Below are 20,670 nucleotides of genomic sequence, written 5' to 3' on the forward strand. Positions count from 1 at the left end.
GACGCACATGCACGACTCGAAGGAAAATCTGATCGTCACCGATTCGCACAATCTCGGCGGAAACAATGAGCGGCTCGCGAAGTTTTACGACGACTGGGCGCACGGGTACGAAGCGACTGCGGCGGGCGAGGAATACGTCGGCTATCTGCTGGCGGCGAAGCTGCTCGATTTCGTCCATCAGGTGTATAGCGACGCGCCACGCGACGCGGTGCAGATACTCGACGCGGGCTGCGGAACGGGCCTCGTCGGCGGGCAGCTCGCGAAGTACGGTTACGCGGCGATCGACGGCGTCGATCTGTCGGCGGGGATGATCGACGTCGCGCGCAAGCGCGACGTGTACCGCCGGCTCATCGGCGACGTCGACCTGAACGCGTCGTCGGCGGAGATCGCGACGGGCCGCTACGACTACACGATCTGCTGCGGCGTCTTCATCGACGGGCACGTGAAGGTCGACGCGCTCGGCGAACTGCTGCGCGCGGCGAAGCCGGGCGGTCACGTCGTCGCGAGCGTGCGCGAGAGCTACCTCGCGTCGGAGCCGTTCGCGTCGTATCTCGACGGGCTCGTGCGGGACGGTGTCGCGTCGATCGCGTTCGTCGTCGAGAACGGGCGCTACATCAACGTGAACCGCGCGCATTACTACGTGATCAGGAAATCCGACGATCGAAAGGGCGCGGCGAACGGCGCGGCATGAGATTTCGCGGGGGCGCAGATGCGAACACGGTACGAATCGGGGTCGAGCTGGGAGGATGCGTTCGGCTTTTCGCGGGCGGTTCGCGTCGGCAACCTGTTGTTCGTGTCGAAGACCGGCCCGCTCGGGCCGGACGGCACGATCGCGTCCGACGACGTCGGCGAGCAGACCGACGTCGTGCTGAAAAAGATCGCGGGGATTCTGGCCGATGCGGATTTCGGCGTCGGCGACGTCGTGCAGAGCAGGATGTACCTGACCGACATCGCGCACTGGCAGCGCGCCGCGGCCGTGCACGGCCGCTTTTTCCGCGACGTGCGTCCTGCGTTTACTTTGCTGCACGTGCTGCCGTTTCCGGAGAAGGACATGCGCGTCGCGATCGAGGTGCTCGCGTGCAAGGACGGCTGACGTGCGCGGGCGCGCTGCGTGCGGCGTGTTGCATGCGACGCAGGTTGCGCGCGACGCGACTCAGCTCAGCTCACCGCTCGAACTCGGGCGCGTGGCCGGCGAGCGCGAGGATCGCGTCGATCAATTGCCTGACTTCGGGCGAGTTCGTCGCGGACGGCGCCCAGACGAGCCGGTACTCGTACGGCGACGCGATTCGATACCGGTCGTCGAATACGGGCACGAGCCGGCCGTCGGCGAGATCGTCGGCGATGATCGCCGAGCTGCCGATGATGACGCCGCCGTTCGCGAGGATCTCGTCGACCGCGTAGCCGACGCCTGTAAACGACAGCACGGGCAATGCCTTGCGGCTCGCGCCGCCGCCGGCGATCGCGAACCAGTCGTCCCAGCTCGAATTCTCGTGATGGTTGTTGAGGAACCACGGCGCATGGATGAGGCGCGCGCGCAGCAGATCGTCGGGCGTCGAGACGCCGCCGAGCTCCCGCAGGTACTGCGGCGGGCATACGGGCAGGAAATGCTCGGCGAACAGCGGGCGCGCGTTCAGGCGCGGCAGCGACGTCGGGCAATAGCGGATCGCGAGATCGGCTTCGCCCGTGTCGAGATCGCGGACGTCCGCCGACGGATCGATCGCCAGCGCGATCCCGTTGCCGGCGTCGGCGGTGAGCTTGGCGATGCGCTTGTTGAGCCAGTGGCTGGCGATCGACAGCGTGCAGGTCAGCCGGATCTCGGTCTTGTACTGGTGACGCGCGCGGTTCGTCGCGGCGAGGATCATCGCGAACGCGCGCGACAGGTCGCGCGCGAGCTGCCGGCCGGTTTCGTTCAGGCTCAGGCTGTTCGCCTTGCGGTCGAACAGCTTCACGCCGAGTTCGTCCTCCAGCATCTTGATCTGGCGGCTCACGGCGCCGACCGTGACGTGCAGGTGATGCGCGGCTTCGGTCAGGCTATAGCCGCGCGCGGACACTTCGAACGTACGCAGCGCCGACAGGGAAGGGAGTTTCGACGTGTCTGGCGGATCGGGGCGCATGGGCAGGCTCAATCTGATGGACGCGGAAACGGGGCGGGCGCGCGCCGCAATACGTGCGAATTCACTTTATCACGGCTGTGCGCGCGGTCCGGCGGCGGGCGATGGGCGAGGCGCTCGCACGCTCGACCGGGGCTTGTGCGGGAGGCGTGCTTCGGGCGGGATGCGCGCTGCGAGCTTGTCGATGGCGTCGCTGCGGCGAACGCGATGCGCGCGCGGCGACGAGAAAGCACACGCACAAATCGAAAAGGGCCGCGACGCTTTCGCATCGCAGCCCTTGAATCTTTTGGTGCCGGAGATAGGAGTCGAACCTACGACCTTCGCATTACGAATGCGCTGCTCTACCAACTGAGCTACACCGGCAACAGAGAAATGAAATTATAGGGAGCTAGCGGCGGGCTGACAAGAGGGTTTGGCAAAAAAATCGGCATTTTTTGTCGATGCCGGTCACTGCCTGATTCGACGGGCATGCGGGCGATCGATTCAGGCGGTTTGCCGGCATTCGACTCGCCCGCATCGATCCAAAACGCGTGCTCGCGCCGCGAAGGGCATCTTGCGAGCGACGCCTTGTTCATGCATCACCCGGCCGAGCGGCCCCGCATGCCGCACGGATCGCATGCGAAAGAGCGGGGTGACGCGCGACCGGCGCGGCGCTGCGTTACGACTGGACGTCCTCGTGATAGCGCGTGACGCGCTCGACTTCGTTCTTCGAGCCGAGGATCACCGGCACGCGCTGGTGCAGGCCGGTCGGCTGCACGTCGAGGATGCGCTGCAGGCCCGTCGTCGCCGCGCCGCCCGCCTGCTCGACGATGAACGACATCGGGTTCGCTTCGTACATCAGGCGCAGCTTGCCCGGGCGGTCCGGCGTGCGCTTGTCGGCCGGATACATGAAGATGCCGCCGCGGTTCAGGATCCGGTGCACGTCGGCGACCATCGACGCGATCCAGCGCATGTTGAAGTTCTCGCCGCGCGGGCCGTCGGCGCCTGCGTTCAGCTCGTCGACGTAGCGTTTCACCGGGTCGTACCAGTGGCGCGCGTTCGACGCGTTGATCGCGTATTCGCGCGTGTCCTCCGGAATGCGCAGGTTGCTCTGCGTGAGCACCCACGAGCCGACTTCGCGGTCGAGCGTGAAGCAGTTCACGCCGTTGCCCGTCGTCAGCACGAACACGGTCTGCGGGCCGTACACCGCGTAGCCCGCGGCGACCTGCTCGGTGCCCGGCTGAAGGAACGATTGCTCGGTCGCCTGATGGCCGTCCGGACAGCGCAGCACCGAGAAGATCGTGCCGATCGACACGTTCACGTCGATGTTCGACGAGCCGTCGAGCGGATCGAACACGAGCAGGTATTCGCCGCGCGGGTAGTTCGACGGGATCGGGAAGAACGTCTCCATTTCCTCCGACGCCATCGCGGCGAGGTTGCCGCCCCATTCGTTCGCGTCGAGCAGGATTTCGTTCGACAGGATGTCGAGCTTCTTCTGCACTTCGCCCTGGACGTTCTCGCTGCCGGCCGTGCCGAGCGCTTCGCCCAGTGCGCCCTTGCTCACGTTGTAGCTGATCGCCTTGCACGCGCGCGCGACCACTTCGATCAGAAGGCGCAGGTCCGCGGGGAGGTTGTTGGTCTCACGCTGCTGCTCGATCAGATACTTGGACAGCGTGGTGCGTCGGGTAATGGACATGGGGACTCCGAGAGGCTGACGAATGCGTTGGATGTTGGGATAGGAATAGGCTCGATTTTACCCGCCGCGCCCGGCGGCCGACGGTTTTTCGGCGAAAGCGGGTCGGAACGGCGTGCCGCGCGCCGCCTACAGCAGCTCGATCTCGGGCAGCGACGCGGCGCTCGTCTCGCGCATCGTCGCGACGAAATCGGCCGCGTACGGGCGCGGCGAGAACGCGGGCAGCGTCGCCGCGTAGAGCTCGCCCGACAGCGTCGAGCCGTTTGCGCGCAGCACCGGGCGCGCGCTCACGTAGCGCTTGTCCAGGTAGGTCGCGACCGCCCACAGCGGCAGCGCCGCGACGCCTCGCCGGCTCGCGACGAGTTGCAGGATCGCGACCGTCAGCTCCGACGTGCGCCGCTTCGGCTCGATGCCGGCGGGCTTCAGCACCTGCCTCACGATGTCGAGCATCTCGTCGGGCACCGGATACGTGATGAGCGTCTCGTCGCGGAAGTCGTCCGCGGCAAGCGACGCCCGCTGCGCGAGCGCGTGATCGTTGGCGACGAGCCCGACGATCTGGAAGCGAAAGAGCGGGTGATAGTCGACCGCCTCGCCGGCGTCGGCCTCGGCGACGATCGCGAGATCCGCGCGGTCCTGATGCAGCAGGCCGATCGGGTCCGCGTGAAAGCCCGACACGATGTCGAGCTCGACTTCCGGCCAGCGCTGCCGGAACGCGTCCATCGCGGGCATCAGCCAGTCGAAGCACGTGTGGCACTCGACTGCGATCCGCAGCGCGCCACCTGTGCCGAGCGCGAGACGCGCGATGTCGCGCTCGGCCTCCTCGATCGCGGGCACGACCTGCTCGGCGAGTGCGAGGAGGCGCTTGCCGGCCGCGGTGAACGTGAGCGGCGCGGACTTGCGGACGAAGAGCGGCAGCCCGAAGTGCGTTTCGAGCGCCTTCAACTGATGCGACAGCGCCGACTGCGTCAAGCACAGATACTGTGCGGCGCGCGACAGGTTGCCGGTGTCGCGCAGCGCGACGAGCGTCTGCAGATGCCGGAATTCGAGCGGGGAACGGATCATCGCGGAAAACTCGGCCGGTGACGATATTGAAAAATATTCATGTTATTCGGCAAAAACTTTCGTTTGAGTAATGATAGAGCAAATCCGATACTGCCGGACACTTCTGGAGGATCGAGATGAGCACTGCACACATCCTGGGTTTTCCGCGCATCGGCGCGCAACGCGAATTGAAGTTCGCCCTCGAGCGCTATTGGCGCGACGGCGCCTCGGCCGATGCCGAACGCGCGCTTGCCGATACCGGCCGCGCGTTGCGCGCCGCGCACTGGCGAGCGCAGCGCGACGCCGGGCTCGATTGCGTGACGGTCGGCGACTTCGCCTGGTACGACCACGTGCTGACGACGCTTGCGCACGTCGGCGGCCTGCCGTCGCGGTTCGGCTTCGACGCGCGCGCGCTCACGCTCGCCGATTACTTCGCGGCCGCGCGCGGCAACGCCGCGCAGCCGGCGATGGAAATGACAAAGTGGTTCGATACGAATTACCACTACCTCGTGCCAGAGTATTCGCCGGCGACGACGTTCGGGCCGGGCGTCGAGTGGCTGTTCGACGAAGTGCGGGAAGCACGCGCGCTCGGCCATTCGGCGAAAGCGGCGCTTGTCGGCCCGCTCACGCTGCTGTGGCTCGGCAAGGCGCGCGACGGGCTCGCCGATCGCCTCGAACTGCTGCCGCGCCTGCTGCCCGCGTACCGTTCGCTGCTCGCGCGGCTGAAGGAAGAGGGCGTCGACTGGGTGCAGATCGACGAGCCGATTTTCGCGCTCGATCTGCCCGCCGCGTGGCGCGACGCGGCGCAGCCGACCTACGAAGCGCTCGTGCCGGACGCGCCGAAGCTGCTCGTCGCGACGTACTTCGACGATGCGAGCGAGCACGCGGCGCGCTTGAAGGCGCTGCCCGTCGCGGGCCTGCACATCGATCTCGTGCGCGGCGACGCGCAGCTCGACGCGTTCGTCGCCGATTATCCGGCCGACAAGGTGCTGTCGTGCGGGATCGTCGACGGCCGCAACGTGTGGCGCAACGACCTCGACCGTTCGCTCGCGCGGCTCGCGCCGGTGCGCGACGTGCTCGGCGAGCGGCTGTGGGTCGCGACGAGCTGCTCGCTGCTGCACGCGCCCGTCGATCTCGCGCACGAGCCGAAGCTCGACGACGAGCTGAAGGCGTGGCTCGCGTTCGCGGTGCAGAAGACGCGCGAGGTCGCGGCGCTGCGCGACGCGCTCGTGAAGGGGCGCGCGGCGGTCGCGGCGGAATTCGACGATGCGGCGGCGGCGGCGGCCGCGCGGCGCACGTCGGCGCGCATCCACAACCCGCTCGTGAAGCGCCGCGTCGAGGCATTGACCGACGCCGACGCGCGCCGCGCGAGCGCGTATCCGGCGCGCGCGGCCGCGCAGCGAGCGCGGTTCGACCTGCCGCTGTTGCCGACGACGACGATCGGCTCGTTTCCGCAGACGCAGGAGATTCGCCGTGCGCGCGCGGCGTTCAAGCAGGGCGTGCTCGATCATCTCGGCTATCTGGAAGCGATGCGTGAGCAGGTGCGCATCGCGATCGACAAGCAGCTCGCGTACGGACTCGACGTGCTCGTGCACGGCGAGGCGGAGCGCAACGATATGGTCGAATACTTCGGCGAGCTGCTGTGGGGCTTCGCGATCACGAGCAACGGCTGGGTGCAGAGCTACGGCTCGCGCTGCGTGAAGCCGCCGCTCGTCTACGGCGACGTCTATCTGCCGGAGCCGATGACGGTCGGCTGGGCGACCTATGCGCAGAACCTCACGACGAAGCCGGTGAAGGGCATGCTGACGGGGCCCGTGACGATGCTGCAATGGTCGTTCGTGCGCGACGACCAGCCGCGCGCGACGACCGCGCTGCAGATCGCGCTCGCGCTGCGACAGGAGACGCTCGATCTCGAGAAGGCCGGCATCGGGATGATCCAGATCGACGAGCCGGCGCTGCGCGAGGGGCTGCCGCTGAAGCTGCGCGAGCGCGCCGCGTATCTCGACTGGGCGGTGCGCGCGTTCAAGATCGCGTCGTCGGGTGTCGCCGACGCGACGCAGGTCCACACGCACATGTGCTATTCGGAGTTCGGCGACATCCTGCCGTCGATCGCCGCGCTCGACGCCGACGTGATCTCGATCGAGACGACCCGCTCGAACATGGAACTGCTCGACGCATTCGAGACGTTCGAGTATCCGAACGATATCGGGCCGGGCGTCTACGACATCCATTCGCCGCGCGTGCCCGGCGCGGACGAGATCGAGCGGCTCATCCTGCTCGCGCTCGAGCGGATTCCGGCGGAGCGCTTATGGGTGAATCCGGACTGCGGATTGAAGACGCGCGAATGGCAGCAGGTCGACGCGGCGCTCGCCGCGATGGTCGAAGCGGCGAAGCGCGTGCGCGAGACGGTCGCGCAAACGGCGCTCGTGTGATTCGACGCGGCAGCGCGTAGCGATGGGCGCGCGGCGCGTGTATGCGCCGCGCGTCGACGCGCTCATGCCGCGCGGACGCCACGCGATTCGTATCGATTCGTATCGATTCGCTGGTTCGACAAAAAGGCCGGCACCGCATGACGCGATACCGGCCTTTTCGTTTTCGTCTACCGCTGCGGAAAATACGGCGCGCCGTCAGGCGAGCGCCTTCTCGACGATCTCCCGCACGTCGCGCGACTGCGCGTTCGCGGCGACGCGTTCGAGCGCGTCGCGCATCTTGTCGCGCAGCGCCGGCGTGAAGCGCCGCCACATCTCGAGCGCGCGCGCGAGCCGCGCGGCGACCTGCGGATTGAGCGCGTCGAGCGCGAGCACCTGTTCGGCCCAGAACGCGTAGCCCGAGCCGTCGGCCGCATGGAACTGCGCGGGGTTCGCCGAGCAGAAGCCGAAGATCAGCGAGCGCGCGCGGTTCGGATTCTTCAGGTTGAATGCCGGATGCGCGAGGAGCCCGCGTACGACGTCGAGCGTCGGATGCTCGGGCGTCCCGCGCCGCGTCGCCTGCATCGAGAACCACTTGTCGATCACGAGCGCTTCCTTCTCGAAGCGGCGATAGAAGTCGTCGAGCGCGCGATCTGCTGACTGCGCGGCGTCGGCCGAGCCCGCGGCCGACGACAGCAGCGCGACGAGCGCGGATGCGCGGTCGGTCATGTTGTTTGCTGCATCGTATTGCGCGTTCGCGAGACGGATCGCGTCGGCCGGCTCGTCGAGTTCGGCGAGGTACGCGAGCGCGAGGTTCTTCAGCGCGCGGTGGCCCGCGTCGTCGGGCGTCGGCGCATACGCGCCCGGCGTCTGGTGGCGTTCGTGGATCGCGAGCCAGTCGCCGCGCAGCGCCGTGGCGAGCTGGCGGCGCACGAACTGGCGCGCGCGGTGGACGGCGGCCGGATCGGCCTCGGTCATCTGATCGGCGAGGTAAGCCTCCGACGGCAGCGTGAGCGCGAGTTCGCGGAACGCGGGCGACAACGTGTCGTCGGTCAGCACGCGCCTGAACGCGGCGATGAACGCATCGTCGAGTGCGAGCGGCTGTTGCGCGGCCGCGCGCGCGGCGAGCGTCAGCAGCGCGCGCGTCGCGAGGCGCTGGCCTGCTTCCCAGCGGTTGAACGGATCGCTGTCGTGCGCGAGCAGGAACGCCAGTTCCTCGTCGCGGTAGTCGTACTCGACGATCACGGGCGCCGAGAAGTTGCGCAGCAGCGACGGCAGCGGCGCCTCGTCGACGTCGACGAATGTAAACGTCGCCTCGGTTTCGGCCAGCTCGAGCACGCGCGTCGTGCCGGCCGCGGCCGCCTCGCCTTCGACGCGCAGCGGCAGGTCGCGGCCGTCGGCGCCGATCAGGCCGATCGCGAACGGGATCAGGAGCGGCCCGTTCTGCGTCTCGCGCGCCGCGGGCGCGGCGTCGCCGTAGCCTTGCCGCAGCGTCACCGAGTAACGCTCCGCGGCGGCGTCGTACGCAGTCCGGACCGTCACGCGCGGCGTGCCCGCCTGGCTGTACCAGCGTTCGAACTGCGCGAGGTCGCGGCCGTTCGCGTCGGCCATCGCGTGACGGAAGTCGTCGCACGTGACCGCCTGCCCGTCGTGACGCCGGAAATACAGATCCATCCCCTTGCGGAAGCCGTCGCGGCCGAGCAGCGTCTGGTACATCCGCACGACTTCCGAACCCTTCTCGTAGACAGTCATCGTGTAGAAGTTGTTGATCTCGACGTAGCTCTCGGGCCGCACCGGGTGCGCCATCGGGCCCGCGTCCTCGGCGAACTGAAGCTGGCGCAGCACGCGCACGTCCTCGATCCGCTTGACCGCGCGCGCGGCCGCGTTCTCGCCGTCGCCCGCCGACATGTCGGCCGAGAATTCCTGATCGCGGAACACGGTCAGGCCTTCCTTCAGGCTCAACTGGAACCAGTCGCGGCAGGTCACGCGGTTGCCGGTCCAGTTGTGGAAATACTCGTGGCCGACGACCGATTCGATGTTCGCGAAGTCGACGTCGGTCGCCGTCTCCGGATTCGCGAGCACGTACTTCGTGTTGAAGATGTTGAGCCCCTTGTTCTCCATCGCGCCCATGTTGAAATCGCCGACGGCGACGATCATGAAGCGGTCGAGATCGAGCTCGAGGCCGAAGCGCCGCTCGTCCCAGCGGATCGAGTGGATCAGCGAATCCATCGCGTGGCGGGTCTTGTCGAGATCCTGCGGCTCGACCCATACCTGCAGCAGCTTTTCCTTGCCGCCGCCCGATGTGATCTTTTCCTCGAGCCTGACGAGCTTGCCCGCGACGAGCGCGAACAGGTAGCTCGGCTTCTTGAACGGGTCTTCCCATTTCGCGAAGTGGCGGCCGCCCGGCAGCTCGCCCGAATCGACGAGGTTGCCGTTCGACAGCAGCACCGGGTACGCGGCCTTGTCCGCGCGCAGCGTGACCGTGTACGACGCCATCACGTCGGGGCGGTCGACGAAGTAGGTGATGCGCCGGAAGCCTTCCGCCTCGCACTGCGTGAAGAAGTTGCCGCTCGACACGTAGAGGCCGGACAGCGTCGTGTTCGATTCGGGCGCGCATGCGTTCTCGATCGTCAGCTCGAACGCGCCGGGCACGTTCTCGATGGTCAGGCCGTGCTCGTGCGCGCGCACGGCGTCGTACGGCTCGCCGTCGACGCGCGCGCCGACGAACGCGAGCGCTTCGCCCATCAGCTCGAAATGCGGCGCGGGCGCGGCGTCCGGGTTGCGGCGCACGCGCATCGTGTTCTTGACGATCGTGCGCGCGGGATCGAGATCGAATTCGAGCGCGACGGCGTCGATCAGGAACGCAGGCGGCGTGTAGTCGCTGCGGCGGATCACGGCGGAGGGAGCGGCGGTATCGGACATGTCGATCGTGGGCGTAAGAAAGAGAGGGGGCGCGCCGACCGGGCAGCGCGGCAGCAAGAGCCCATTGTACAAAGCCTTTGCACACGGTGCGCGGGACGAACTTTTCGGCGGCGGGAACGGTCTTTGTATTATCGGCGCGGCGCTCGCGCGACGGCGTATGATCCGGTCATCGCGACGTCCGGCCAGCCCGCGCGGTGCCACCGACCAAGAGGACGAACATGAAACGCAATCCCATCATCCGCGGCGCGGCGCTCGTCGCGGGTGCCCTGATCGTGCTGCTGTCCGGCTGCACGTCCTACGTCACGACGCAGGTCACGGCGTTCTCGAACTGGAGCGGCAGCGACGCGACGCGCAGCTACGCGTTCGTCCGGACCGCCGAGCAGCAGAACAGCCTCGAGCAGTCGACCTACGAGCAGATCGTCGGCAACGAGCTGTCGACCTACGCGTTCACCCGCGTGCCGGCGAAGGACGCGCGCTACCTCGTCGGCCTCGCGTACGGCATCAAGAGCGACTGGGTGTCGGTGCCGCAGCCCGTCTATTACGACCCGTGGTTCGGCCCCGGCCCGTACTGGCGCGGCGGCCCCTGGGGGCCGTTCGGTCCGTGGGGACCGTTTCCGGCGGGCTACGTGAACCAGAGCTACCAGATCTTCCAGCGCACGCTCGAGATCCGGATCACAGAGCGCGCGACGGGCAAGGAGGTCTACAACGTCGCGGCGCGCAACGCAGGCGAGGGCTCGTCGCTGCTGCAGGCGATGCCGTATCTCGCCCGTGCGGCGCTTGCGGACTTTCCGCTCGGCAACGGCACCGTGCGCACGGTGCGGCTGCCCGTCGACAAGAACGGCGCGCCCGCGCCGATGCCTTCGAACGAGCGCGCGGTGCCGGCCGCGCCCGCATCCGGCGCCGCAACGGTGCCGGCGCGTTGAACGGCCGACCTGGCGAGGCGGGAAGCCGATGAAGCGGCAAGTCAAAGATGCGGCACATCGGCGAAGCGGGCGTTGCGCCAGGCCGGCAGACAACAGGCCGCAGCCTCCGCCGTGAGCCGCTGCAGTGCGCCGTGGGGGGCTGCGCCAGCGAATGTTCCGCCGGCCTGATGCGGCTTTCGTGCCGTCAAGCGCCACCGTGGACGAACGCGAGCGCGCCGAGCACGATGAACAGTACGGCCGCGATGCCGTGGACGAGCTTCGTCGGCAGCCGGTGCGCGAAACGGTCGCCGAGCAGGATCGCCGGCACGTTCGCGAGCATCATTCCGAACGTCGTGCCGGCGACGACGCCGATGTAATCCTGGAAGCGCGCGGCGAGCGCGACGGTCGCGATCTGCGTCTTGTCGCCCATTTCCGCGAGGAAGAATGCGACGAACGTCGCGCCGAACACGCCGAGCCGCGAGCGGTTCGCGTTTGCCTCGTCGGCGTCGAGCTTGTCCGGCACGAGAATCCACAAGCCCATCCCGATGAACGAGATCGCGAGCGCCCAGCGCATCACCGACGGCGTCAGATACACGCCGAGCCATTCGCCGAGCGCGCCGGCGAAGCCGTGGTTGATCAGGGTCGCGGCGAAGACGCCGACGATGATCGGCAACGGCTTGCGGTAGCGGGCGGCGAGGACGAGGGAGAGCAACTGGGTCTTGTCGCCGATTTCGGCGAGGGCGACAGCGCCTGTCGAGATCAGGAAGGCTTGAGTCACGGAACGGATATCCCTGGGCCTGGTTGAACGCGAGCGACGATTCGCCGCGCGCCGGGCCCATCTACGGCGTGCGGTGAACCATCGGTCTCGCCAGGCCTTGCGGGCTGCGTCCGCCATGGCCGCGACGGCCAAGTCTGTTGACGGACGCCTCCGTCACGAGCGCGCCGGGCGGCGTCGGCTCGAGCGGAGCGGCTACTCCCCAATGAGGAGCGGATTCTAGCACGCCTTTTTGGCATGAAGGGAAGGATTGTTGCGGTTCGTCGCCTCGGGCGGGGCAACGCGTGCAATCGATGCGGCGAGGGATGTCGCAGGCGCTCGCGTGGGTCGACGGACGCGGGCGGCATGGGCGAAAGCGGGGCAAGCGCGGGCGACGCGTCGGGGCAAGACAAGCAGGGAAGCGCCGGTCGCGTCCGGTTCGAATTCGAGGGCATGGATGGGGGCGGACGGCAGGCGGTCCGGCGAGGCCGCGAGCCGGAGCCGCGTTCGTCGGCGTTTCGATGCTTGCCGACGTGTGTCGGCGCGCGTCGGTCTCTGCGCAGTCGCGGCTGCTGCACTGCAGCGTCGCGCGGGATCGTCATTCGAACGTCGATCGATGCGCGCCGACGTAGCCGGACCGCCGGCGCGTGTTCTCGCCGAACGGCCCGTCGTCTACCCGCGCATTCAGCTCGCGTGCGCGCCGTCGCGCCGATGCACGCAGCGGCCCGCCGCGTACGTGCGGTAGACCGCGCGATCGTCGCCGAGCAATGCGAGCGCGAACAGCAGTTCCTCGAGCGATTCCGCGCGCGCCGTGCGGCGCGCGAGAAGCGGCGTCGCGGCCGGATCGAGCACGACGAAGTCGGCTTCCGTGCGCGGCGCGAGCGTGCCGATCGTGTCCGCGAGATCGAGCGCGTGCGCGGCGCCCGCCGTCGCGAGCCAGAACATCCGCGTCGCGCTCAGATGATGGCCCGTCATCCGTGCGATCTTGTGCGCCTCGTTCATCGTTTGCAGCATCGAGAACGACGTGCCGCCGCCGACGTCGGTCGCGAGCGTAACAGCCATCCGCTGCGCGTTCGCGCGATCGAAATCGAATAGGCCGCTGCCGAGGAACAGGTTCGACGTCGGGCAGTGCGCGGCGATCGCGCCCGTTTCCGCGAAGCGCCGGCGATCGGTGTCGTCGAGATGGATGCAATGGCCGTACACCGCGCGGCGGCGCAGCAGGCCGTAGTGATCGTAGACGTCGAGATAGCTGCGGCGCTCGGGGAACAGCGCGGCCGCCCAGCGGATCTCGTCGAGATTTTCCGCGACGTGACTCTGGATGAACACGTCCGGATTGCGCTTCGCGAGCGCGCCGCACGCTTCGAGTTGCTCGTGCGTCGACGTCGGCGCGAAGCGCGGCGTCAGCGCATACAGCTGCCGGCCGTGGCCGTGCCAGCGGCCGATCAGCTCGGCGCTGTCGTCGTAGCCCGACTGCGCGGTATCGCGCAGGAATTCGGGGCAGTTGCGGTCCATCAGCACCTTGCCCGCCACCATCCGCAGGCCGCGCGCGTCGCTCGCCTCGAAGAACGCGTCGGCCGACTGTTTGTGCACCGTGCAGTAGACGAGCGCCGTCGTCGTGCCGCACGCAAGCAGCGTATCGAGGAAGAACTCGGAGACGTCGCGCGCATGCGCGGGATCGGCGAAGCGCCGCTCGGTCGGGAACGTGTAGCGGTCGAGCCACGGCAGGAGGCCCGGCGCGGGCGACGCGATCATTTCGGTCTGCGGATAATGGACGTGCGTGTCGATGAAGCCGGGCACAATCAGCTTGTCGCGCATCTCGACGAGCGTTGCGCCGGGTGCGAGACACGGCGCGAGCGCCGCGTGCGCGCCGGCCGCGACGACGCGTCCGTCGTCGACGATCAGCAGACCGTCTTCGTCGTACGCGGCCATCTCGGCCGACTGCGCGGGATCGCCGTTGAACGTCAGCAGGCGCGCGCGGAAAGCGGTTTGAGTCATCGTAGGGAATCCGTATCGATTGAAGTCAGAGCTGCGCGACGAGAAGAACCGACAGCGCGGCGACGACCCACATCGCCGGCTTCACGTCGTGGCGGCGGCCCGTGAAGAGCTTCAGCACGACGAACGCGAGGAAGCCGTAGGCGATGCCTTCGGTGATCGAGTACGTGAGTGGAATCAGGATCATCGCGAGGAAAGCGGGGATCGCCTCGTCGAAGCGATGCCATTCGATCTTCGCGATCGATTCCATCATGAACACGCCGACGAGCACGAGCGCGGGCGCCGTCGCGATCGCGGGCACGAGCGAGAGCAGCGGCGACAGGAACAGGAACGGCACGAAGCATAAGCCCGCGACCACCGCAACGAGGCCCGTGCGGCCGCCCGTCGAGATGCCCGCCGCCGATTCGATGTACGCGTTCGCGGGGCTCGTGCCGAGCGGCGCCGACACGACGGCCGAGAACGCGTCGACGATCATCGATTGACGGATGTTGCGCGGATTGCCGTCGCGGTCGCGCAGGTTGCCGGCTTCCGAGATCGCCATGAAAGTCGACAGCGCGTCGAAGAACGCGGTGAACAGCATCACGAAGATGAACGGCCAGTATGCGAATTTCAGCGAGCCGAGCAGATCGAGCTGGCCGATCGCCGAGAAGTCCGGCGCGCAGACGAAGCCGTTCCAGTTGACGAGGGTCTTCGTCGCGATCGCGGCGGGCCAGTAGGCGCTGCCGTCGCCCCACAGGCGGCCGATCGGAATCGCGAGCAGCGTCGTCGCAACGATGCCGAGCATGAGCGCGCCCGTCACGCGGCGCACGACGAGCACGGTCGTGATCGCGAGGCCGATCAGGAACGTGACGATCATCGGATTGAGCGATGTCGCATGGACGATCGTCACCGGATCGCCGACGATGAATTTCGCGTTCACGAGCCCGATCAGGCTGATGAAAAGGCCGATTCCGCACGATACGGCGTGCCGCAGGTTGGCCGGAATCGCGTCGACGACGAGCTTGCGCGCGTTGAACGCGGCGAGCGTCGCGAACAGCACGCCTGCCCAGAATACGCAGCCGAGCGCGGTTTGCCACGGCATCTTGCCGCCGTGGACCATCACGAATGTGAAGAGGGCGTTCATGCCCATGCCCGGCGCGACGAGCACCGGGTTGCGTGCGTAGAGGCCCATCGCGCAGCTGCCGAGGAAGCTGACGATCACGGTCGCCGTCAGCGCGGCCGGAAACGGCACGCCCGCCTGCGACAGGATGCCGGGATTGACGACGATGATGTACATCGCGGTCAGGAACGTCGTCACGCCGGCGACGATCTCGGTGCGCAGCCGCGAGCCGGACTCGCGGATGCCGAAATGGCGCTCGAGCGCCGAGCGCTTCGCGGGCGCGGCCGTGCCTTGATAGAGGTCCATCGCTAAGCTCTCCTCAGAGTCTCGTGTCGAGCGTGCCGCATCGCGACGCACGCCTCCCGCATGCGGCGCGCGCGCGTTGTGCGGCCGTCAGGCCGCGTGCCAGTGCGCGTCGAGCTTCGCGATCAGCGCCGCGCGTTCGTCGGCGTTCACGAACGACGCTTCGAAGCCGTTCCTGATTACCGTGTAGACGTCTTCGTCGCCAAGCTTCAGCGCGTCGACGGTCGCGAAGTAGTTTTCGTTGACGTAGCCGCCGAAATACGCGGGATCGTCGGAGTTGATCGTCACCGCGACGCCGCGATCGAGCAGGTCCTTCAGCGTGTGCTTCGTCAGGTCGTCGAACACGCAGAGCTTCAGGTTCGACAGCGGGCAGACGGTGAGCGCGATCTTCGCGTTCGCGAGGCGCGCGACGAGCGCCGCGTCTTCCGAGCTGCGCACGCCGTGATCGACGCGATCCACTTTCAGCACGTCGAGCGCTTCCGTCACGTATTCGGGCGGGCCTTCCTCGCCCGCGTGCGCGACGAGCTTGAGGCCCCGCTCGCGCGCCTTTTCGAACACGCGCGCGAACTTCGACGGCGGATTGCCGCGCTCGGACGAGTCGAGGCCGACGCCGATCAGGCGATGCGCATAGCGCTCGAAGAGGGGCAGCGCCGCTTCGAACGTCGCGAGCGCGTCTTCCTCCGACAGGTGGCGCAGGAAGCAGAGGATCAGCTTGCTCGAGAGGCCGCGCGGCTCGGCATCGGCGAGCGCGCGATCGATGCCCGCGACGACCGTCTCGATCGGCACGCCGCGCTCGGTGTGCGTCTGCGGATCGAAGAAGATCTCCGCGTGCGCGACGTGATCGGCGAGCGCGCGCTCGACGTACGCGGCCGTCATGTCGTAGAAGTCCTGCTCGGTGAGGAGCACGCTCGCGCCCGCGTAGTAGATGTCGAGGAACGACTGCAGATCCGCGAATGCGTACGCGGCGCGCAGCGCGTCGATCGAATCGTACGCGAGCTTCACGTCGTTGCGCTGCGCGAGCTTGAAGATCAGCTCGGGCTCGAGCGAGCCTTCGATGTGGATGTGCAGCTCCGCCTTCGGCGCGCGGGCGATCTTGTCTTTGAGTGTCGGGGTCATTGTGGTATCGGTTGTCGCATCTTGGTTTGAATGACGGCGATTCAGTGCGCGCCGGCGCCGAACGGCGAAGGCGGCGCGGCCGGATGCTCGTGCGCGCGCCGTGCATCGACGGCCTGCAGGATCTGTGCGGCGACCGCGATCGCAATGGCCTCGGGCGCCTTGTCGACGATGCCGGGCACGCCGATCGGGCACTGCATCCGCGCGATCTGCAGCGGATCGATCCCGCGCGCGGCGAGCCGGTGCTCGAACTGCATCCGCTTCGTGCGCGAGCCGATCATCCCGAAGTACGCGTAGTCGCCGCGCATGAGGATCCGGTGCGCGAGCTCGAGATCGCGGGCGTGATTGTGCGTCATCACGACGAAGTACGCACCGGGCTGCGCTTCGTCGACCGCTTCGTCGGGGGCATCGTTCGCGTCGAGCGCGAGGTTGCGGATGCCCGCGAGCGAGTCGGGCGGCGGGAACTGCGCGTCGCGCTCGTCGACCCAGCGCACGTGGCACGGCAGCGTCGCGAGCACGCGCACGAGCGCCGCGCCGACATGTCCGGCGCCGAACAGCACGACCGAGAACGCGCGCGGCGCGATCGTCTCGGTCAACAGCGACGCGCCGCCCGTGTCCCACAGCAGGCAGTCGGGGCGCGCGGCGCCTGGCTCGGGCTCGCTCAGCATCACCACGTCGGGGTCGGGGCCGAACGATACGCTGCGCACAGTCGGCGCGCCCGCCGCCGTGCGCTTCGCGAGCGACGTGACCCAGCCGAGGTCGGCGATGTCGAGCCGCTCGAATGCGAGCATGACCGCGCCGCCGCAGCATTGGCCGAGGCTCGGGCCGAGCGCGAGCCGCTCGAGCCGGCGCGCGTGCGGCGTGCGCGCGCCCTCCTTGAGCAATTGTCGTGCGATCTCGATCGCCTTCCATTCGAGATGGCCGCCGCCGATCGTATGGCGCGCGGCGTCGCGCGTGACGAGCATCTTCGTGCCCGCGTCGCGCGGCGCGGAGCCGTCGACGCGGGCGACCGTCACGAGGACGGCCGCGTCGCCGCGGGCGAGCAGATGCTGCAGGTCGGTGAGCCAGGTTTCCATCCGGCGCTTCTCCAGAATCAGACCGTGACGGCCGGGCGGGCGGCGGTTGCCGCGTGGATGACGCGTCGCGCTCGTGTGGCGCGGGCGGTGTCGAGATTCGTCGCGCGCGGCGTCAGTCGAGGGGCGGCTGCGGCGATAACGCAGCGGCGCTTCGTGCCGCGGTGCAGCGATCGCGGAATCGCAGCGGAAGGCCGCGGCACGCGGAACGGGAAGCTGATGCCGTTAGCCCGGTCGCCAAAGTCGATGCGGCACGCGCCGAAAACCCGGCAAAGGCGAGCGGCGTCGCGCGTCGCATGCGCGACGCATCGGCTGACGTCGAACGTTCGGATGCGCGACGAACGGGCGCGATGCGCGTCGTCGGCAGGCCGCACGCCTCGCGTGTCGTCGCGCGGGGCGGCGCGGACGAGGCCGCGGCGGGAAATGCGGATGGTTTGCGTTGTCATGGCGAATCCACGGGACATTGCGGATCAGGCGCGCGTTACGCTGGGTCGAGAGGCTCCCGCCACGCGCACGTAGATCGCCATCCGGAAACGAAGATAGCACCGCAAAAATGCGGCGGTATGGCGTGGCGATGATGCGGGCTATTCGGCGGCGATCATGATGCACATAGGATTCGCGCGCCGGGCCGAAGTTGCCGGGCGGCGGGAAACCGTCGCGCTGCGCGGTTTGCGGCCGATTGGAAAAGCCGACGCGGCGCCCGCACGAGCCCGCTGCGTCGGCGCGGCGGGCGAAGCGGCCCGAAACGTGCGCGACGGCGGCGGCGGGGCGGGATCGCCCGCCGCTTCGCGGCCTCGCAGCGGACGTCAGCGCAGCCGGCCGCGGTGGCGCAGCAGGTTCACCGCGACGGGCACGACGATCAGCACGAACGCGATCAGCGCCCAGCCGGGCAGCAGGATGCCGAAGATCGGCGGATAGACGGTCTCGCACAGCCCGGCGACCTTGAACACGCCCGGCAGCCAATGCGCGGGCGGCAGACTGTCGACGATCGGCTGCAGTGCATCGAAGCCGCAGCTGAAGCCCGGGTTCATTTGCACGTACAGGTGGCGCGCGGCGGTGCCGACGCCCGCGGCGGCCGACAGCACGATGAGCGCTTCGAACATCGCGATGCCGGCGCCGCTCGTCATTCCCGCGCCGAGAAACGCGAATATCGCGATCAGCAGGAAGAAATAGCGCTGGATGATGCAAAGCGGGCACGGATCCTCGTTCTTCACATATTGCAGGTACAGCGCGCCGGCCAGGAGCGCGAGGCATACGAGGCCGAGCAGCACGAGCAGTTGTCGTTCGCGGCGCAGCGAGAGCGTCAGGTTGTTCATCGAAACGGGATTCCTTCGAGCGGTCAGGAAAATGAATCGTCGAATTTTAACGCGAATGCCGCGTCGTATTCCGACGGCGCGGCGTCGAGCGCTCGGGCGGCGTCAGCGGATCGTCGCGAGCACGGCCTCGGCCGCCTGGCCGATCGCGAGGAGCGCGTCGTCGTGGTGCGGCGCGGCGGCGAGCATCAGGCCGACGGGCGCCGTATCGCGCGGATGGCACGGCAGCGACAGCGCGCACGCATCGAGGAAGTTGAACGCGCTCGGGTTGCGCAGCACGAGTGCGTTCGTGCGCGTGAATGCGTCGTCGTCGCGCTCGAGCTCGTCGATGCGCGGCGGCGCGACGGGCACCGTCGGCGCGACGAGCGCGTCGAAGCGCTGCCATACGGTGCGCGCCGCTTCGTCGATGAGCGCCGCGCGCGCGGCGACGAGATCGAGATAATCGGCGGCGCTCGCGGGCTCGCCCTTCAGTATCCGCGCGAGCACGCGCGGATCGTACGCGTCGCGATGGCGCGCGATGAGCGGGCGATGCCACGCGTACGCCTCGATCGACGAAAAGCCGAAGCGGTTGATGTCGGGCAGCCGCTCGAGCGGCGCGAAGCGCGCTTCCGACACGATCGCGCCCGCCGCTTCCAGGTGCTTGAGCGCTGCGTCGAGCGACGCCGCGACGTGTGCGTCGACGCCGTCCGTCACATAGTTCGTCAGCACGCCGAGCCGCACGCCTTCGAGCGGACGCGCGGCGGGCACGTGCGGCTCGAGGCCGGCGAGGAGCCGGTCGACGAGCGCGCAGCACGCGACCGACACGCCGATCGGACCGAAGGAATCGAGCGTCGTCGACAGCGGCACGCCGCCTTGCTTTGGAATCCGGCTCGCGGTCGGCTTGAAGCCCGTCAGTCCGCAGAGCGCGGCGGGGATTCGGATCGAGCCGCCCGTGTCGGTCGCGAGCGCGACGGCCGCCATTCCGTCCGCGACGGATGCGGCCGCGCCCGACGACGAGCCGCCCGCGATCCGCTCGTCGTCGGGCACGCCGCGCCGGTACGGCGAGCGCGGGGTGCCGAAGTGCGGATTCAGGCCGAGGCCCGAGAACGCGAACTCGCTCATGTTCGTGCGGCCGACGAGCACGGCGCCCGCGCGTTTCAGGCGGGCGACGGCGATCGCGTCGACGGTCGCGGGCGGCGCGCCGTCGAGCACGCGCGAGCCGGCGCGCGTCACCTGGCCCTCGACGTCGAACAGGTCCTTCACCGACACCGGAATGCCCGCGAGCGGCGACAACACGGTGCCTGCCGCGCGCAGCCGGTCGTGCGCATCGGCGGCCGCGCGCGCGCCTTGTGCATTGACCTCGGTGAACGCGATCGCGCCCTGGCCCGCCGGATCGGCGATCCGTTCCAGCGCGGCTTCGACGAGCGCGCGGCTCGTCGTCGCACCGGCGGCGAGATCGGCGGCGAGCCGGGCGAGCGGCGGGAAGGGGGCGAACGTGCTCATGGCGGTATCGGGTTCGATTGGGTTGGCGACGTGCCGCGCGAAGCGGCGCGGCACGGTGCGTCGCGCAGCCGCGAACGTCGGGGCGCGGCGGCCGGGTTCGGGCATTGTAGAACAGCGTTGCGGCGCGAGGGCGAGGGGGCGGCGTGCGTCGGCTCGTTGCCTGGAATGCGCGGATCGCCGCGCGCCGAAGCGGCGGGATGCCGGATCGGGCGCGGTCGGAAACGGCGTCGGACGCTGATTCGTGAGCGGAATCGTTGCGATATGCCAACGACGCTCGTGCACGATTGCTCGCGCTTGTCGTCTGCCGGTCGATATCGCGTCTGAGCCGGGCACGGGGTCGAAGCGCACGAACGGCGCTTGTCCTGCCGCGCCGACGCGCCTGCCATGCGGCCGCGCGCCGCTTCGTATGCCGAAAAATGCACGATGTCGCGCGATGGCAACGGACGTCGACGCGCATTCGACACAGCATTGCAACAATATTGACG

Annotated in this window: 16 protein-coding genes, 1 tRNA gene and 1 riboswitch; of the genes, 4 read left to right on the forward strand and 13 right to left on the reverse strand. The window is 68.5% G+C overall.

Features of this window, described 5'->3' with window-relative positions; genetic code table 11:
* Window positions 1–7 precede the first annotated feature (7 nt).
* Both WS62_RS21570 and WS62_RS21575 read left to right on the forward strand, forming a co-directional pair.
* On the forward strand, window positions 8–691 hold the full coding sequence (locus WS62_RS21570) for a class I SAM-dependent DNA methyltransferase (RefSeq protein WP_066575053.1): 684 nt from the start codon (window positions 8–10) through the stop codon (window positions 689–691).
* Between the two features lie 18 nt (window positions 692–709).
* Window positions 710–1,093 carry a RidA family protein gene (locus WS62_RS21575; protein WP_066575055.1) on the forward strand — a complete coding sequence of 128 codons (384 nt, stop codon included), beginning with the start codon at window positions 710–712 and terminating at the stop codon, window positions 1,091–1,093.
* A 70-nt stretch (window positions 1,094–1,163) separates the two neighbouring features.
* Here WS62_RS21575 and WS62_RS21580 read toward each other — a convergent pair whose 3' ends face one another.
* From WS62_RS21580 to WS62_RS21595, 4 genes are all read right to left on the reverse strand, one after another.
* Entirely contained in the window at window positions 1,164–2,114 is a 951-nt protein-coding gene (locus WS62_RS21580; protein ID WP_066575061.1) for a LysR substrate-binding domain-containing protein, read from the reverse strand.
* 284 nt (window positions 2,115–2,398) lie between these two features.
* Window positions 2,399–2,474: transfer RNA gene (locus WS62_RS21585), tRNA-Thr, on the reverse strand.
* A 295-nt stretch (window positions 2,475–2,769) separates the two neighbouring features.
* On the reverse strand, window positions 2,770–3,786 hold the full coding sequence (locus WS62_RS21590; protein ID WP_066493377.1) for a class 1 fructose-bisphosphatase: 1,017 nt from the start codon (window positions 3,784–3,786) through the stop codon (window positions 2,770–2,772).
* 126 nt (window positions 3,787–3,912) lie between these two features.
* Window positions 3,913–4,845 (reverse strand): LysR family transcriptional regulator, encoded by a 933-nt coding sequence (locus tag WS62_RS21595; protein ID WP_059598208.1) that lies wholly within the window; start codon window positions 4,843–4,845, stop codon window positions 3,913–3,915.
* Between the two features lie 116 nt (window positions 4,846–4,961).
* Between WS62_RS21595 and metE the strand changes: the two genes are divergently transcribed.
* Window positions 4,962–7,256, forward strand: a complete 2,295-nt coding sequence (gene metE / locus WS62_RS21600) for a 5-methyltetrahydropteroyltriglutamate--homocysteine S-methyltransferase (protein ID WP_066575064.1) — start codon at window positions 4,962–4,964, stop codon at window positions 7,254–7,256.
* Window positions 7,257–7,451: 195 nt separating this feature from the next.
* On the opposite strand, the gene pepN is transcribed toward metE, so the two are convergent.
* The gene (pepN, locus tag WS62_RS21605) at window positions 7,452–10,154 is read right to left on the reverse strand and encodes an aminopeptidase N (RefSeq protein WP_066575074.1); all 2,703 of its coding nucleotides are present in this window, start codon (window positions 10,152–10,154) and stop codon (window positions 7,452–7,454) included.
* Between the two features lie 218 nt (window positions 10,155–10,372).
* Here pepN and WS62_RS21610 point away from each other — a divergent pair, with 218 nt between their 5' ends.
* Entirely contained in the window at window positions 10,373–11,077 is a 705-nt protein-coding gene (locus WS62_RS21610) for a DUF4136 domain-containing protein (RefSeq protein ID WP_066575076.1), read from the forward strand.
* Between the two features lie 184 nt (window positions 11,078–11,261).
* On the opposite strand, the gene WS62_RS21615 is transcribed toward WS62_RS21610, so the two are convergent.
* The 8 genes from WS62_RS21615 to WS62_RS21650 form a co-directional block, all read right to left on the reverse strand.
* Window positions 11,262–11,834 (reverse strand): TMEM165/GDT1 family protein, encoded by a 573-nt coding sequence (locus WS62_RS21615; protein ID WP_059470230.1) that lies wholly within the window; start codon window positions 11,832–11,834, stop codon window positions 11,262–11,264.
* A gap of 76 nt (window positions 11,835–11,910) precedes the next feature.
* A riboswitch (yybP-ykoY riboswitch) is annotated at window positions 11,911–12,047 on the reverse strand.
* Window positions 12,048–12,494: 447 nt separating this feature from the next.
* Window positions 12,495–13,805: a guanine deaminase gene (gene guaD / locus WS62_RS21620; protein WP_066575078.1), complete on the reverse strand. Its 1,311-nt coding sequence runs from the start codon at window positions 13,803–13,805 to the stop codon at window positions 12,495–12,497.
* 25 nt (window positions 13,806–13,830) lie between these two features.
* Window positions 13,831–15,207, reverse strand: coding sequence for an NCS2 family permease (locus tag WS62_RS21625; protein ID WP_066575081.1), 1,377 nt, complete (start codon window positions 15,205–15,207; stop codon window positions 13,831–13,833).
* Window positions 15,208–15,294: 87 nt separating this feature from the next.
* Window positions 15,295–16,320, reverse strand: coding sequence for an adenosine deaminase (locus tag WS62_RS21630; protein ID WP_066575084.1), 1,026 nt, complete (start codon window positions 16,318–16,320; stop codon window positions 15,295–15,297).
* Between the two features lie 41 nt (window positions 16,321–16,361).
* Window positions 16,362–17,393, reverse strand: coding sequence for a xanthine dehydrogenase accessory protein XdhC (xdhC, locus tag WS62_RS21635; protein WP_066575086.1), 1,032 nt, complete (start codon window positions 17,391–17,393; stop codon window positions 16,362–16,364).
* Between the two features lie 17 nt (window positions 17,394–17,410).
* Complete coding sequence (locus WS62_RS37530) at window positions 17,411–17,854, reverse strand: hypothetical protein (RefSeq protein WP_197422894.1); 444 nt, start codon at window positions 17,852–17,854, stop codon at window positions 17,411–17,413.
* A 342-nt stretch (window positions 17,855–18,196) separates the two neighbouring features.
* Entirely contained in the window at window positions 18,197–18,706 is a 510-nt protein-coding gene (locus WS62_RS21645) for a disulfide bond formation protein B (protein ID WP_066575095.1), read from the reverse strand.
* 102 nt (window positions 18,707–18,808) lie between these two features.
* The gene (locus WS62_RS21650) at window positions 18,809–20,185 is read right to left on the reverse strand and encodes an amidase (protein ID WP_066575154.1); all 1,377 of its coding nucleotides are present in this window, start codon (window positions 20,183–20,185) and stop codon (window positions 18,809–18,811) included.
* Between the last annotated feature and the right edge of the window lie 485 nt (window positions 20,186–20,670).

The organism is Burkholderia sp. ABCPW 14 (assembly GCF_001523835.1).
Lineage (GTDB): Bacteria > Pseudomonadota > Gammaproteobacteria > Burkholderiales > Burkholderiaceae > Burkholderia > Burkholderia mayonis.

Excerpts from the sequence above, each read along its gene's own strand:
- WS62_RS21570 (WP_066575053.1), top strand. The coding sequence starts at position 8 with ATGCACGACTCGAAGGAAAATCTGATCGTCACCGATTCGCACAATCTC.
- WS62_RS21575 (WP_066575055.1), top strand. The coding sequence starts at position 710 with ATGCGAACACGGTACGAATCGGGGTCGAGCTGGGAGGATGCGTTCGGC.
- WS62_RS21580 (WP_066575061.1), bottom strand. The coding sequence starts at position 2,114 with ATGCGCCCCGATCCGCCAGACACGTCGAAACTCCCTTCCCTGTCGGCG.
- WS62_RS21590 (WP_066493377.1), bottom strand. The coding sequence starts at position 3,786 with ATGTCCATTACCCGACGCACCACGCTGTCCAAGTATCTGATCGAGCAG.
- WS62_RS21595 (WP_059598208.1), bottom strand. The coding sequence starts at position 4,845 with ATGATCCGTTCCCCGCTCGAATTCCGGCATCTGCAGACGCTCGTCGCG.
- metE (WP_066575064.1), top strand. The coding sequence starts at position 4,962 with ATGAGCACTGCACACATCCTGGGTTTTCCGCGCATCGGCGCGCAACGC.
- pepN (WP_066575074.1), bottom strand. The coding sequence starts at position 10,154 with ATGTCCGATACCGCCGCTCCCTCCGCCGTGATCCGCCGCAGCGACTAC.
- WS62_RS21610 (WP_066575076.1), top strand. The coding sequence starts at position 10,373 with ATGAAACGCAATCCCATCATCCGCGGCGCGGCGCTCGTCGCGGGTGCC.
- guaD (WP_066575078.1), bottom strand. The coding sequence starts at position 13,805 with ATGACTCAAACCGCTTTCCGCGCGCGCCTGCTGACGTTCAACGGCGAT.
- WS62_RS21625 (WP_066575081.1), bottom strand. The coding sequence starts at position 15,207 with ATGGACCTCTATCAAGGCACGGCCGCGCCCGCGAAGCGCTCGGCGCTC.
- WS62_RS21630 (WP_066575084.1), bottom strand. The coding sequence starts at position 16,320 with ATGACCCCGACACTCAAAGACAAGATCGCCCGCGCGCCGAAGGCGGAG.
- xdhC (WP_066575086.1), bottom strand. The coding sequence starts at position 17,393 with ATGGAAACCTGGCTCACCGACCTGCAGCATCTGCTCGCCCGCGGCGAC.
- WS62_RS37530 (WP_197422894.1), bottom strand. The coding sequence starts at position 17,854 with ATGTCCCGTGGATTCGCCATGACAACGCAAACCATCCGCATTTCCCGC.
- WS62_RS21645 (WP_066575095.1), bottom strand. The coding sequence starts at position 18,706 with ATGAACAACCTGACGCTCTCGCTGCGCCGCGAACGACAACTGCTCGTG.
- WS62_RS21650 (WP_066575154.1), bottom strand. The coding sequence starts at position 20,185 with ATGAGCACGTTCGCCCCCTTCCCGCCGCTCGCCCGGCTCGCCGCCGAT.